General features: G+C 45.9%; 16 protein-coding genes and 1 pseudogene. 7 read left to right on the top strand and 10 right to left on the bottom strand.

Annotated elements, in window-relative coordinates:
• Positions 1-1,276, top strand: a 1,276-nt coding sequence (locus QT974_RS20290; protein ID WP_333470229.1) for an NB-ARC domain-containing protein, incomplete at its 5' end; no start/stop codon positions are given.
• A 250-nt stretch (positions 1,277-1,526) separates the two neighbouring features.
• On the opposite strand, the gene crn3 is transcribed toward QT974_RS20290, so the two are convergent.
• The 7 genes from crn3 to QT974_RS20255 form a co-directional block, all read right to left on the bottom strand.
• Complete coding sequence (crn3, locus tag QT974_RS20285; RefSeq protein WP_333470228.1) at positions 1,527-1,856, bottom strand: CRISPR-associated ring nuclease Crn3/Csx3; 330 nt, start codon at positions 1,854-1,856, stop codon at positions 1,527-1,529.
• 43 nt (positions 1,857-1,899) lie between these two features.
• Positions 1,900-2,829, bottom strand: a complete 930-nt coding sequence (locus tag QT974_RS20280) for a DUF192 domain-containing protein (protein WP_333470227.1) — start codon at positions 2,827-2,829, stop codon at positions 1,900-1,902.
• 7 nt (positions 2,830-2,836) lie between these two features.
• Positions 2,837-4,675, bottom strand: coding sequence for an NAD+ synthase (locus QT974_RS20275; RefSeq protein ID WP_333470226.1), 1,839 nt, complete (start codon positions 4,673-4,675; stop codon positions 2,837-2,839).
• An 87-nt stretch (positions 4,676-4,762) separates the two neighbouring features.
• Positions 4,763-5,059 (bottom strand): isochorismate lyase, encoded by a 297-nt coding sequence (locus QT974_RS20270; protein ID WP_333470225.1) that lies wholly within the window; start codon positions 5,057-5,059, stop codon positions 4,763-4,765.
• 200 nt (positions 5,060-5,259) lie between these two features.
• On the bottom strand, positions 5,260-6,009 hold the full coding sequence (locus QT974_RS20265; protein WP_333470224.1) for an NUDIX hydrolase: 750 nt from the start codon (positions 6,007-6,009) through the stop codon (positions 5,260-5,262).
• The gene (locus tag QT974_RS20260) at positions 5,970-6,569 is read right to left on the bottom strand and encodes a nicotinate-nucleotide adenylyltransferase (RefSeq protein ID WP_333470223.1); all 600 of its coding nucleotides are present in this window, start codon (positions 6,567-6,569) and stop codon (positions 5,970-5,972) included. Before QT974_RS20260 ends, QT974_RS20265 begins: the two co-directional genes overlap by 40 nt.
• Before the next feature lie 212 nt (positions 6,570-6,781).
• Positions 6,782-8,185 (bottom strand): nicotinate phosphoribosyltransferase, encoded by a 1,404-nt coding sequence (locus QT974_RS20255; protein ID WP_333470222.1) that lies wholly within the window; start codon positions 8,183-8,185, stop codon positions 6,782-6,784.
• A gap of 492 nt (positions 8,186-8,677) precedes the next feature.
• Here QT974_RS20255 and QT974_RS20250 point away from each other — a divergent pair, with 492 nt between their 5' ends.
• Positions 8,678-8,827, top strand: a complete 150-nt coding sequence (locus QT974_RS20250; protein ID WP_333470221.1) for an isochorismate synthase — start codon at positions 8,678-8,680, stop codon at positions 8,825-8,827.
• A gap of 123 nt (positions 8,828-8,950) precedes the next feature.
• Here the strand turns inward: QT974_RS20250 and QT974_RS20245 are convergent, their stop codons facing one another.
• Positions 8,951-9,631: a diacylglycerol/polyprenol kinase family protein gene (locus QT974_RS20245; RefSeq protein ID WP_442933198.1), complete on the bottom strand. Its 681-nt coding sequence runs from the start codon at positions 9,629-9,631 to the stop codon at positions 8,951-8,953.
• Positions 9,632-9,819: 188 nt separating this feature from the next.
• Here QT974_RS20245 and QT974_RS20240 point away from each other — a divergent pair, with 188 nt between their 5' ends.
• From QT974_RS20240 to QT974_RS20225, 4 genes are read left to right on the top strand one after another with little or no spacing between them, the layout of a single operon-like run.
• Positions 9,820-10,011, top strand: a complete 192-nt coding sequence (locus QT974_RS20240) for a hypothetical protein (RefSeq protein WP_333470219.1) — start codon at positions 9,820-9,822, stop codon at positions 10,009-10,011.
• Positions 10,004-10,348: a type II toxin-antitoxin system PemK/MazF family toxin gene (locus tag QT974_RS20235; protein ID WP_333470218.1), complete on the top strand. Its 345-nt coding sequence runs from the start codon at positions 10,004-10,006 to the stop codon at positions 10,346-10,348. The genes QT974_RS20240 and QT974_RS20235 overlap by 8 nt, the downstream gene beginning before the upstream one ends.
• Positions 10,349-10,392: 44 nt before the next feature.
• Positions 10,393-10,674 (top strand): putative quinol monooxygenase, encoded by a 282-nt coding sequence (locus tag QT974_RS20230; protein WP_333470217.1) that lies wholly within the window; start codon positions 10,393-10,395, stop codon positions 10,672-10,674.
• A gap of 53 nt (positions 10,675-10,727) precedes the next feature.
• Entirely contained in the window at positions 10,728-11,234 is a 507-nt protein-coding gene (locus tag QT974_RS20225; RefSeq protein ID WP_333470216.1) for a DinB family protein, read from the top strand.
• 233 nt (positions 11,235-11,467) lie between these two features.
• Here QT974_RS20225 and QT974_RS20220 read toward each other — a convergent pair whose 3' ends face one another.
• Positions 11,468-12,424, bottom strand: a complete 957-nt coding sequence (locus QT974_RS20220; RefSeq protein ID WP_333470215.1) for a glycosyltransferase family 2 protein — start codon at positions 12,422-12,424, stop codon at positions 11,468-11,470.
• 87 nt (positions 12,425-12,511) lie between these two features.
• Positions 12,512-12,982 (bottom strand): tetratricopeptide repeat protein, encoded by a 471-nt coding sequence (locus QT974_RS20215; RefSeq protein WP_333470214.1) that lies wholly within the window; start codon positions 12,980-12,982, stop codon positions 12,512-12,514.
• A 78-nt stretch (positions 12,983-13,060) separates the two neighbouring features.
• Here QT974_RS20215 and QT974_RS20210 point away from each other — a divergent pair.
• A pseudogene (locus QT974_RS20210) lies at positions 13,061-13,367 on the top strand (glycosyl transferase family 1); the annotation flags it as partial.

Here is a 13,367-nt window from a genome sequence, read left to right as displayed (position 1 = left end):
CCTTAGCAAGGGGGGGCTGGGGGGGGTTCCCATCGCCATCTCAATTGTCGGATTACCGGGCATCGGAAAAACCACCCTCATCAGCCAACTAATTCGCCAACTCCACACCGAAAAAACCCCCTTCACCAGCGCCGCTTGGCAATCCTTGCAATCCGCAACAGGCAAAGCACCCCCGTGCGATCGCACAATTGACTCGCTGCTATTCACCCTCTCCAACGGCGACATCACCGCAGCCGTCAATCCTCAAAATGACTGCGGCAAAAAAACCGAAAATCTGATAAAAATCCTCAGAGAAAAACCTTGCTTAATTGTATTCGATCGCGCCGACACACTTTTGAAAACAGGAGAAGCCAAAGCGGCTGGTTATTTCGCAGAAGATTGTGCAGAATATGCTTGGTTATTCAAACAACTATTAGAAACAGAACATCAAAGCAAAATCCTATTTACCAGTCGCGAAAGCTTAGCCGAATTGCCGCCAACAGTCACCCGCGAAATTCAGCTCAACGGATTGGATCGAGATAGCGCAATTTCCCTGTTGCAATCTTTTAATCTGACGGCAAATGCAGAGGAATTAGCGGAAATGGGCGATCGCTATTCTGGACATCCCAAAGCCCTACAACTCGTCGCAGCCTTGATTCGAGACGATACGGAGTTTCAGGGAAATGTCGGGATTTTTTTACACCAGAGAGATTGGTTGCTGATTCGAGATATTGAGAGATTGATTGATGAAATCCTAGCGCGTCTGGGCGACTGCGAGCAAACTTGTCTGGGCCGAATTTCAGTTTATCAAACCTCAGAATATCCCCTATCTTTTGCCGGAATTAGCGCACAAATGCCAGAAGTTAGCAAGTACGAACTTAAAGAAAATATTATTCAGGCACTCAAACGGCGACAATTGCTGTATTATGACTGTCAACGATCGTCTTACCAGTTGCATCCGTTAGTGCGCGAAAAAGGATCTCGCCTGTTGAATCAAAATCGCGAAAACTTTCGCACCGCACACCGCCAAGCTTACCACTATTTTATCAGCATTCCCCTCAAACCGGAATCTGAATGGCAAGATATTGAGGATATTAAGCCGTTGATGAGAGCGCATTATCACGGTTGTCAAGCTGGGGATTTGGATGCAGCAGCGATCGCAATTTCGGGAGTTGATGAATATCTGAAAGTGTGGAATTATCCAGAGCAGATTTGCAGTCATCCGCCGTTACCATTGTTGGGTAATGTGCAAGAATTTACCGAAGATTTGCCACAGGATATTCCATATTTACCGTAGGAAAACGGCTGAAACAAATCTAATACTTGTTTGGTAGCCAGACTTTTTATAAATGCTATTATATCAGCGAAGGAGCCAAGACGATCGCACTTCTAACAAAAGCTTTTGACGCTCCGCAACAGACGCTCTCAATTTATAGCAATCGCCACAGCGGTGAGGACATCAATAACCTCATGAATAGAGCCTGCTAATCCATAGCCTAAACAATTTGATTTCCTGATTCTGCAACTGTCAACTGTCTGCTGCTATACTAACTCGGCAAACTTAATGTCAATACTTGTCCAACTGATATCTCGTGCTTGTGCGTCGCTACCACTACCGCACCTTCTAATCGCGGATCGTAACATCCCACCCACGCCGCAGGATGGCATTCGTGTACTAAATACCCGTACAGCCAAATCGCTCCTCTGCCTTCTATGACAATTCCTTGGCTGAATTGAACATCTTGGGGAATTTTTAAACCTTGTAAATCATCCGGTGTGATAATACCGTCTTGAGTTGTAATTCGCAACCGCAAATGTTGGTAAGCTAAACCGTCTTGAGTTTGATGGGGGATAATTTTTAATTCAATCGGATTCATTGGATGTTCGAGTGGTTAATGCTGCGATCGAATCATATACCTTTTAGGGTAAATTGGGAATCCGATCGCCCACTTTCAATCCCAATTGCGCCGCCCTTCCGCCTCGGAGCTCGATCGCTCCGTCAACGGGAACATCCGGGCCGTAGTTGGGGCACGTGTCGCTGAAACACGGCGGTACGTTGGGAATTATCGCCTGCACGATGCCTTCGCGCAGAAAAATCATATCGAGTTCGATTTGCACGTTTTTCATCCAGAAGCGCACGTTTCGCGCGGGGGCGATCGGGAAAAACATCCCCCGATCGTCCGGCAATTCTGTGCGAAACATTAAGCCGATTGCTTGTTCTTGGGGAGTTGTCGCCACTTCTAGCCCTACCGCCCGATCGCCGAAAATTATGTTAGCAGAAACTGGCAAAAGTTGACCCGTATCTATCCCGCCCAACAGCGAGATAAAGTTTGATTCAGTCAGATTAGGTTTTCCCGAAACTGCTCCTAAATATTTTCCAGAATTGCGGTCTTTCATAACTGTTTGGTTGTCAGAAACTGAGATATCTAAATTGCTGAATTTTATGCCATCTGTCAAGACAATTTTATCATTTCCACTGCCAAAATCTGTAATGATATCGGCTTGCGCGACATTAGATGCGGCCCAGGTGCCCTCAAGCACAAATAAATCATCGCCCGCACCTCCTGTTAAGATATCTTTGCCTTCGCCGCCGATTAGCAAATCGTTACCCCGATCGCCATTAATCCAATCGTCCCCCTCTCCTCCATAGATTGTATCGCTTCCTTGCCCTCCAGACAGCGTATCGGCGCCTTCATTTCCGGCGAGCAAGTCATTGTCGCGATCGCCAAAAATCAGGTCATTTCCGGCCAAACCTTGAATAGTATCATTACCCGCCAATCCTCTGAGCGTATCGCTGTTGGGACTTCCCAGGAGAAAATCGAAGCCGAAAGTGCCGCTGATGTTAACCATAATGCCTTTAATAAGACGAAGCTTTGGCGATCGGCATCCGCCAACCGGTACCAAAAGCTCGATCGCTAATTTTCAAGCCCGGGGCTGCTTGCCGCCGTTTAAACTCGGCTTGCCTGACTAATCTTACTACACGTTTAACCACCGCTGCATCGTGTCCTGCCGCCACAATTTCTTGGACTGATTGGTGATGTTCTATTAACCGCTGCAAAATGTCATCCAAAACATCATAATCAGGTAAAGAATCTTGATCTATTTGCCCCGGTTTCAGTTCAGCACTCGGCGCTTTGTTGATAATATTAACTGGAATCATCTCTTTTCTCAGGGGTGGGGATGGAGAGGGCGAGCACGCACCATCCACCGCCCCTACATATCCGCTAGCATTCAGCCACCGACAAAGCGAAAAAACCAGAGTTTTTGGCACGTCAGAAATTACCGCCAATCCGCCATTCATATCGCCGTAAAGAGTGCAGTAACCCACCGACATTTCCGATTTGTTGCCCGTAGAAAGCAGCAAATGTCCGAACTTGTTAGAAATTGCCATCAACAGATTGCCGCGAATCCGCGATTGAATATTTTCTTCGGCAATCCCGAAAGTGGTATTGACAAACAAATCGGCGAGAGTGCGATCGTAACCTTTCATCAAATCGGCGATCGGCAATAGTTCGATCGCAATACCGAGATTTCGGGCTAATTCCAAAGCATCATTAACCGAATGATCCGAACTGTAAGGAGAAGGCATCAGCACCCCCAGCACGTTTTCCGGCCCGATCGCGCAACTAGCAATCGCCGCCACCAAAGCCGAATCTATCCCACCGCTCAAACCCAATACAACCTTAGAAAAACCGCACTTGCGAACATAATCTCGCACTCCCAAAACCAAAGCCGCCCAAATTTCTGCATCTCCTTGTGGCGGTTCAAAACTTAAATCTGTTTTTGTTGTGTAACGTACATCTTGCCCGTTCCCACCGCCACCAATTAAATCTTGTTGTTGTTCTTGATATTCCCATCCCAAATCACCTGTGGAACTGGCATCTTGCCCGTTCCCGCCCCCAATTAAATCTTGTAGATTTTCGTCATATTCTAACAGCGTAAAATCACTTTTAAAAGAAGCCAATACCTGAATCATATCACCCTTTCGATTCATTGCAAAACTGCTACCATCAAAGATAATATCATCATTTCCCCCTACCTGATTAGCGTAAACAATCGGTAGCCCGCAGCGAATGACGCTGTGCTGCAACATAGCCGATCGCACTCCCCGCTTCCCGGCAGCATAAGGCGATGCCGACAAATTAACTACTAAATCTACGCCCAATTTTGCCAAATCGGCAACAGGATCGCCCGCGTAACTCCGCTTACCCCAAAACTCCTCATTGTTCCACAAATCTTCACAAATTGTGACTCCAATTTTGCACTCACCAACAGTAAAGTAATTGCTACTTTCTCCCGGTTCAAAATATCTGTCTTCATCAAATACATCATAAGTTGGCAACAAGCGTTTGTTGAAAACTTGTTGGACGGCGCCATTTTGCAACAAAACAGCGCTGTTAAACAAGGGTTTTCCGCCTAGTTTACCAGCATCAGGATTCGGGACGGCAGTGCCGACTATCACAGCCAACTGCGGCGGTAAAGCTTGTGTCAATTGCTGCAACTCTGTACCTGCGGCGGCAATCAAACTCGGATCGATCAACAAATCGCGCGGCGGATAGCCGATCAGGGAAAGTTCCGGTGTTAGCAATAAGTTTGCGCCCTCAACAGCAGCTTGTTTCGCAGCCTCCAAAATTAGGTGGGAGTTGCCACAGATATCACCAATAATAGGGTTGAGTTGTGCGATCGCAATTTTCATATTACCAAGTTACCTCATAAATCTTGCTAACAGTCCGCCCGCGCGGACTCAATATCCTATACTCCTAGATTGGACGTTCGAGAAATATTACTCCGATTTGTAATGTTTCAACTCTTCTTCAATAAAATGATTGACCAAATCGCGGTAGAGTTTTTCAACCACATCAGGATTCAAACCAGATTCGCTCGCCCACTCGCGCCGCTGTTGCAACATGGCATGAAAGCGATCGGGCGCTCTGACGCTAGCTTCAGTTGTTTTGAACCTTGCTGCTGCGATGACATATTGAAATCTCTTGCTCAAAGCATCGATCACTTCTCGATCGATGATATCAATTTCCTCCCGAACCTCCTGAATATTAGCACATTCATCTGGGTCTTTCATCATAGGTACTCCTTAATAGGTTATTTTCTAATGTTACTAAATTGATCCCCGAATGTCTGTCTATTTTATATTTTAGATTTTACATTTTACATTGAAGGAGCATTGATTAATCTGAGAGCTTGAACCAAAGGCTAAAATTTGGGATTTCCACCAAGCTAGCGTGGTGCGCGAGCCATTTTCGGGCGGGGTAATCCAAGCAACAGCTAGATAAATACCAGCGGCTTATTTTTAAAAGGAGCAAAAGCTGCCGCATCAAAGCGGTACAAACTAGCAGGGCGGCCCGCACCCCGCGAAACCTTAACACCCGCATCGCACAAAAAACCCAATTTCAACAAGCGAGCTCTAAAATTTGAATAATCAGAAAAGTTTTCCCCTAAAATAGTCGTATACAATTGATACAGATCGCTCAAGGTAAAAAGCTCCGGCAAAACTTCAAAAGCTACTGGGCTGTATTCAAGTTTGTTGCGCAGTCGTCGGTATCCGTATTCAAGAATTTGATTGTGATCGAAGGCCAGTTTAGGAACTTGTTGTACGGGATACCAAGCAATGCCACCGACGCGGTGGCCGAAACCTGCAACTACACTTCCAGCAATCAATTCAGCTTCTTCAAACCGCACTAAAGCAAAATAACTCACCGAAAGATAGCGATCGCCCCTGGTAAATTCCCTCGGATCGCGTCCGGGTTCTCCAAAAGTATACAGTTGTTCCAGATACAAATTTTCTACTCTAATTTTTTCCGACAAAATTCGGTAAGCCGCATTTTCCAGAGACTCTCCGTGTCGCACCAAAGTACCGGGAAGACTCCAAGCATCGATAAATGGTTCGTCTGGCCGCATAACCAACAGCACCAACAAGCGGTTCTGTACAGTATCGACGGAGAAAATAACATTATCTACTCCTACTTTAAAGTCAGCTAATGAGCAACTTTCGCTCTTTTTTGTGCCTCGTGCCATGCGTACAAATGCTCCCGATTAATGTAATCCTCGATGGTCGGAGTTAGGCCTTCGGTGTCTCCTGTTTCGCGATAGGAGGTTGAAGAAACATCAGGAGCGTTCAAAGATGCGATCGCCACCTCTGCACCCAGGCGCCTCAACTGCCACAAATCTAATTTTTCTGACGGATAACCAGGCCGCGGTACTATCAGCAACTCCACTTCTTTTAACAACTGTTCAAATTTGTACCAGCGAGGAAGTTGTCCCACTAAGTCGGAACCGATTACCATTGTCAACTCTGCATCTGGCCACTGCAATCTTGCTTGTTCCACAGTTTCTAGTGTCCTCGGGCTGCTGAGTTCTGGATGCAAGCAAAGGTTGTGTCTGGGCGAATTAATTTCTTGAATGATTAACAGCAGCATTGCCGATCGATGTTCGAGGGATGTGGAGTGCGACTTAAAAGGATTGTCCGACGCCCAAACTGCTACCCAGTCAAAATGCTGAGAAAGCCAACTCAGGATTGTTTTGTGTCCTGCTGTCGGCGGATCGGCACTGGTTCCAAACAAGGCAATTCTTTGCATAGGGAATTGGGAATGGGTAATTGGGAATTGGGAAGAAGGCCTGCGCAGGCCTGCGCAGGGAAGAAGACCCGCGCAGGGCATTGGGCATTGTTATTAGTTATTTGTTATTTGTTATTTGTCCGATGTTATTTGTGAGTGGCTACCAATAACTAATAACTAATAACCAACAACTAATCACCAATAACTAATAACTAATAACCAATAACTAATAACTAATAACTCTTTCTAGTTTTTTCAATGAGACTTTGCAAATCTGTAGAAATTTCCATCGGCGGCGAAATCGGGTTATTTAGTTGGCGAGTTTGTGCAGGCAGACTGGCGACAGAAGCAGCAGTTCGTTTGGCAATATCCTCCAAACTTTCCGGTTTTTGTAATCGTTTGCCATCCTTTAACACCAACTGCATTAATGATAAATGATAATCCGAAGTGTGAATATTTTCCGCTGTCAGCCCCAAACAATCTCCCAGAATTTCTCCATCTTTCATGGTTCTAAAAATTTGCTTTTTTCCTGGATATGTTAGCTTGCCGCTGGCTTCTTTCATCACCGGAATTCCGTCAATTTCGACTAACTTATAAACACCGTTGACAGGCGAACCGCTGACCAACTTTGTTCCCAAACCATAACCGTCAATGCAAGCGCCGGCAGTTTTTAATCTAGCAATTTCGTATTCGTCCAAATCGCCGCTAGCAATAATTGGCACGCCCGGAAGGATCGATCGCACTTCCCGAGACAATTTTACCAAATCCCCCGAATCCAGCCGCACGCCTTGCAAAGGCATTTCACCGCTGTTGACTCGCGATGCTAAAGTCCGCGCCGCCGCCACAGTATCGTAAGTATCGATCAGCAGCGGTGCGCCGGGAAAACAGCGGTGAAAAGCTGCAAACGCCTCGTCTTCGCTGCCTTCGAGAGCCGACACAGCCATTACTAAAGCATGGGCGATCGTACCCACTGGCTTGCGCCCCAACTTCAAAGCAGCCAAAACATTAGAAGTACCATCGAACCCAGCAGCCAGAGCAGCCCTCGCCGCCCACACAGCAGCTTGAGGCCCAAAAGCCCTGCGCGTCCCAAATTCCAGCAACTTAGCCTCCGGCCCCGCCACATCCCGCACTCGCGCCGCCCGCGTCGCGATTAAAGTTTGATAATTGATCGTATTCAACAAATAAGTTTCGACTAACTGAGCCTGCCACAGAGGAGCCTCGATCCGCAAGAGAGGCTGATTGGCAAATACCGCCGTGCCCTCGGGTACCGCCCAAACATCGCCAGTAAAGCGGGCTGTGGCGAGTAGAGTCCAAAAGCGCTCGGGGGCCCCGGCAAAAATTCCGGTGGACTGTAAAGCCTGAATTTGTGCCTCTGAGAACCGCAATTTTTCTAGATAGTCGATCGCCTGAGCCAAACCCATGGCGATCGCATAACCAAAACCATCTGGTAGCCTGCGCGCGAACAGTTCAAAACTCGCAGGGCGATCGTCTAGCCCTTCCCCGACGTAACAAGCCGCCATCGTTAGCTGGTATAGATCCGTCAACAAACTGTAATCTGCTGGAGAAACCGTGAGTTCCCGATCTTCTAAGATTTCCTCAAAACCCGCCTGTTGCAGGCTTTCTGTCGCAGTTTTCATAGCTAAAAACCCCGGACAAACTTTGTTTTTTTAATTATAGTGATAAATACCATATCTTTTTGTAAATCTTTGATTAAGATTGCTTTTACTATCTGAAAAATCCTGGATCGTGCCCATGAATAGAGGGTTTCAGCTTAAGTTAGGGATGAATATTATGGTAGGATCAATAAAAATATCGATTTGACAATCTGAGCAATTAACCGAAAAAACTCCAGCGTTGCGGTTTTTTGGGGACAATATTTGTTTGCAGCCTTGGAACAAACTTAAAAAACCGAGTTGTTGGCAGTTTTCACTGCTGGGGTTGATCAAGTATAAATATGCCAGCCAATTAGATCGATCGCCCAAAAATCCGCCCCTCATAAAAGCTTCAGTTTGCTTCAATGATGTTGCAGACTAATAAGTAATTCAAACAAATATTGCTAAAGCAATCCAGAGACAGAAGCTAATAGTAATCTAAGAAGTATCAGAACCAAGAAAAGAGAGGCAGATATCATGAATCTTTCTAAATCTTTGGCAGACGCGATGCGTTACGTTTCAGAAGCAGCCGTGCGAATTTTTAGCCCCAGCGATGACAACTATCCAAATAGTGGAATTCAACCTTTTGAAGGAAACCTATCCAAAAAATTTAAACCAAAAGATTGAGCATTAATTTACTGAGTCTTTAGTTATATGCAGGGTGCGCAATGCGCACCTTACTGCTATACAAACTAGGTTCGAGCCTTCCGAGTTGGGTTCCCAGATATTCATGAGGACTTGAATTCCTCACTACGAACCAATTACCCAAAATTGATTTAGGAAAAAGGCGATCGCCGCGCTAGCGATCGGCACAGTCAAATTGTCAATCCCCCACAGAGACACCGACTCCAAAGTAGCAGCCACAAAAGCTACAACCGCCGACACCGCCCAAGTTTGCCAAATATTGCCTTGAACGCCCAGAAAAATCAAACTGCTAACAGCAAAACTCACCAAATACATAGTTGCAGAACCTTCCCAACTCTTCTGCATTCCCCAAACTCGATAAATATGTTTGCCGTATTTCTGCCCGATGACAGCAGCCAATCCGTCACCCCAAGTCATGACTAAAATTCCCAAAGCAGCGTATTCCTGATGTTGTAGCGGCCAAAACCAAGCTACGAGAACGCTGATAGTAACAGCATAGAAAAAAGTCCCCAAACTTTTGCGGTTGATACTGTTAAGACTCGGCAAAATCGGCACTTGGTAGGAAATTAGGGCGATCGCCCCAGCCAAAAAACCAGCCGTTATCCCCACCCAGCCGGGTATTTCCAGCCACCAAGCCAGCAAAATCACGTTCCCAGTACCGATGTGAACCACCTTCCGCGACACCTCCGCACCGACAGCAGTAAATCGGTTTAACCCCTCAGCTACCAGTAAAATCAAGCCCAACCAGGCTCCCACGAGGGAAATTTGCAACCACACAGTCGGCATTTCAGACAATATAAACACGATATTTAGGAAAAACTGCGATCGGGCACTGTGTACTACTTTAATGGAAAGCGCGATCGATGTTAGAACCCCGCAGCCTTAAAGTGCTGCGGGGAGCTGGCTGTTATGTTTTTTTAGGTTGGTCTACTTAAAACCTGTGCTATGCTATAAGCAAGTCTAGGGAAAAAGCTATGACTATTTTAGTAGAAGAACTTTTGAATACCTTTGATCGATTAACAGACTCAGAACGGTTAGATTTGGTATTGGAAATTTTGAAACGGACTGTCGATTTAGACTTTCCGCCTCTGTCTGATGACGATTTAGTTCTGAATGCTGAGGGAATTTTCCTAGAGTTAGATGAGGAAGAATCCCTATATGAATAGTCCAGATCGTGGTGAAATATGGTTAGCCGCTCTAGGTTATATTGCGAAAGTCAGACCATGTTTGGTCGTGAGTATTCCTGCTTTAAATCAAGACCGGGCCTTAGCGACTCTAGTGCCACATACAACAAGTCTACGCGGTTCAAGATTTGAGGTAAAAGTCAAAAATAAGTTCCTCCGAGAAGGAGTATTTGACGTACAAAATATGATTACAATCCCTCATGCAAAGCTTCTACGCAAATTGGGAAGTCTGACATCCGAGAAAATGCTTGAAGTAGAAGAGGTAATACTTTTGTGGTTGGGATTTAAAGAGGAAAGTGCTGAGGAAGAAGAGGAGTAAGCCGAACCCTTGAAGTTTTGAAATCATCAAAAAATCTGACTGCTATGCAATATGTATTAATTATTCATGAAGTCGAAAACTATGCAGCTTGGAAAAAGGTATTTGATAATGCTGCAAATATCCGAAAAGAAGCTGGCGAGCGCTCCTATCAGGTTTTGAAGTATGACAGTGAACCCAACAAAATTGTTCATTTCTCGGCGTGGACATCCACAGCAGATGCCAGAGCGTTTTTTGAGTCACCTAGATTGGTTAAAATTAGAGAAGAAGCAGGAGTTAAAGCTCCTGAGTTTATCTATCTAGACCAATTAGAGTCAGGCGTATTGTGAAAGACGCATTCGTATAATGTCAGTTGTTCAAACTAGGTGGTGGAGTTTTTAGTATGTACGACGGTAGCTACTACCAGCTAATGGCAGAGTACAATTGTTGGATGAATCAAAATCTATATTCTGTCTGCTCGGGAATTCCTGATGAACAGCGAAAACAGGATATGGGTGCCTTTTTTAAATCGATTCATGGCACTTTGAATCACTTATTGTATGGTGACAAAGCATGGATGGGTCGTTTTACTCTTCACCCATTTTCTGTAACAGTTATGGGTCAGGAACTGTATGCTGATTTTGATGTTTTGAGAGCAGAACGGGAGACAACCGATCGCCAAATTATACAATGGTCTAGCCACCTTAGTTTTGACTGGCTGAGTCAACCGTTTGAGTACACAAGCAATGTAGACGGTAAATCTCGCGTGCTACCGACTTGGGTTTTGGTGACACATATGTTCAACCATCAAACTCACCATAGAGGGCAACTTACCACATTGCTAACACAACTTGGCTGCGATCCAGGTGTTACAGACATTCCCTGGCTACCCGCAATATCATTGGGATAATTTGTGTTCCTCAGGAAGACTCGGCGGTTGAAACCGCGTCTACACAAACAATGTCCGCCTCCGCGGACTAAAGAAAATCAATAATTAAAACCGCCGTTTCGCTAGATTTTGTCTCCATAAATGTGATTTTAACCGTACACTCTTCAACCTGCGTCCGGCTTGTTTTGTTTGTATAGACGCGGTTTCAACCGCCGTCTCAACCGCCGTCTCAACCGATCGATTTTATCCAAATCCTATACTTTCAACAACTCCCGCACCAGCGCAAAAGCCTTAACCCGCCACTTTTCCGGCAGTAGCGACAATCCCAAAGCAGCCCACATTTTCGCCTCAGAAACCGACTTACCACCTCGCACCATCCGCCGCCCTTTTGCTGTTTCACCCACCTCAATCAGTCGCAAACCTAAGGCTAATTGAGTTTCTGCAAGCCTCTTGAGCCTGACTGTTTCTAACTTCTCGGAATCAAATTCGTAGCTGGTCAAATAGCGCAATTTATCGCTCAAATACGCAATTGCCCGATCGACTCCTTGCTGTTCTGGGTGAAATCGATACTCCATCAACAGCTCGGGCAAGTAATAGCACTTTTTGCCCGCAAGCGCAAGTCTCACGAACAAATCGTTATCTTCGCAATTTTGCCAATTGGGCCGCAAAAATCCTACGTCTTCCAGCGCGCGGCGCCGAAACAAAGTCGCGCCTATTTGCAAACTCTGTCTCAAAAAAACTGTGGATAGCAAATCTTCAATAATTCCCGCCGACAACTCGGTGCGGCCCCACCGCTGCGAATTGAGTTTTGTCTGGTTTTTGTCAATATTATTTTTAACATCAATCACCCAGTGGTCGGTACTGACAAAATCAATACTGGCGTCTTTATCCAAAATAGCAGATGTCCGCTCTAGAAATTGCGCGCTCAGGCGATCGTCATCGTCAAACTTAATAAAATATTCACCGCTTGCCGCTGCCAAACCCGATCGCATATTATTACTCTTGCCGATATTCTGCGGGTGGCGAATGTAGCGAATCGGGCGATCGCCAGCGACAAATTCCGAGATCAACAGCGCAGTGCTGTCCCTCGAACCATCATCGCAGACAATTAATTCAAAATCTGTATAAGTTTGATCTAGCACGCTGGCGATCGCACTAGCCAGCAAATGCACTCGATTGCAAGTAGGAATGCAAACGCTAATTTTCGGCACTACGACTATTTTCAAATTTAGATTGTGGAAAAAATTTGCACCTCAGTCCAGGGAAAGAAACCACCAATGCCCTAGGCCCTATGTATTTTAATTTAAGCGAGCCGTACATTCTAGAATTAACTTTTGATTCACCAAAGCAAAGGGTTGAATTTCCAAAGCGTGACGAAAAGCTTTAATTGCACTTCTGTATTCTCCCATGGCAGCATAGCACAACCCCAGACCGTGCAGCGCCCCAAAGTGAACCGGATTCAGTTTCAAGACGGCTTCGCAGTCGTGGAGCGACTTTTTATAATTTCCTTGGGTGTAGTGAAGTACGGCGCGCCGATTCCAAGCTTCAGCAAAATCTGGCACTTCCGCAATCAGTTTTGTGAGCAAATCCAAAGCGTGCCGAACATCCCCTGCATCTAGCGAAACTTGCGATCGCCTCAGAACTTGCATCCCGTACTCTCCTTTCTGGTTAAACCAAGTGCGCCAAAGTTCTGTAGTAGCCCGATCGCGCACGCTTTCGTCGGAGTTTTTCAAATCTTCGAGCAGCGCCTTCACAGATAATTCGTCCATAGTGAGATGATTGTTAAAACTGTTTTATTTGTCAATTTTATCGCGACTGCGGCAACTTTTTTATTTATCGAACATCCCATGCAGATTTTGATGCTTTCCTCGACTTTTCCCTATCCGCCAAGCCGCGGCGGAACTCAGATCAGGACGTTTAATTTATTGAAATACTTGAGCCTGCGGCATGATTTAATTCTCGCTACAGTACGATCGCCCGATGTCACCGACTCACAAATTGACGCATTGCGCCAACAAGTTACAGAATTAGCAGTTTTTCCCCACCCGCACATACCCCTCACCACCCCCCAAAGCCAGGGCGGGCTAAGACTCGATCGAGAGACTGAGCAAGGGTTCTTTCCTCCCCCCCTTAACAAGGGGGGGATTGAGGGGG

It is taken from the genome of Microcoleus sp. BM001215392 (assembly GCF_036700185.1).
Lineage (GTDB): Bacteria > Cyanobacteriota > Cyanobacteriia > Cyanobacteriales > Microcoleaceae > Microcoleus.
The sequence above is the reverse complement of the archived record's forward strand: the minus strand, read 5'-3'. Positions and strand labels throughout refer to the sequence as shown.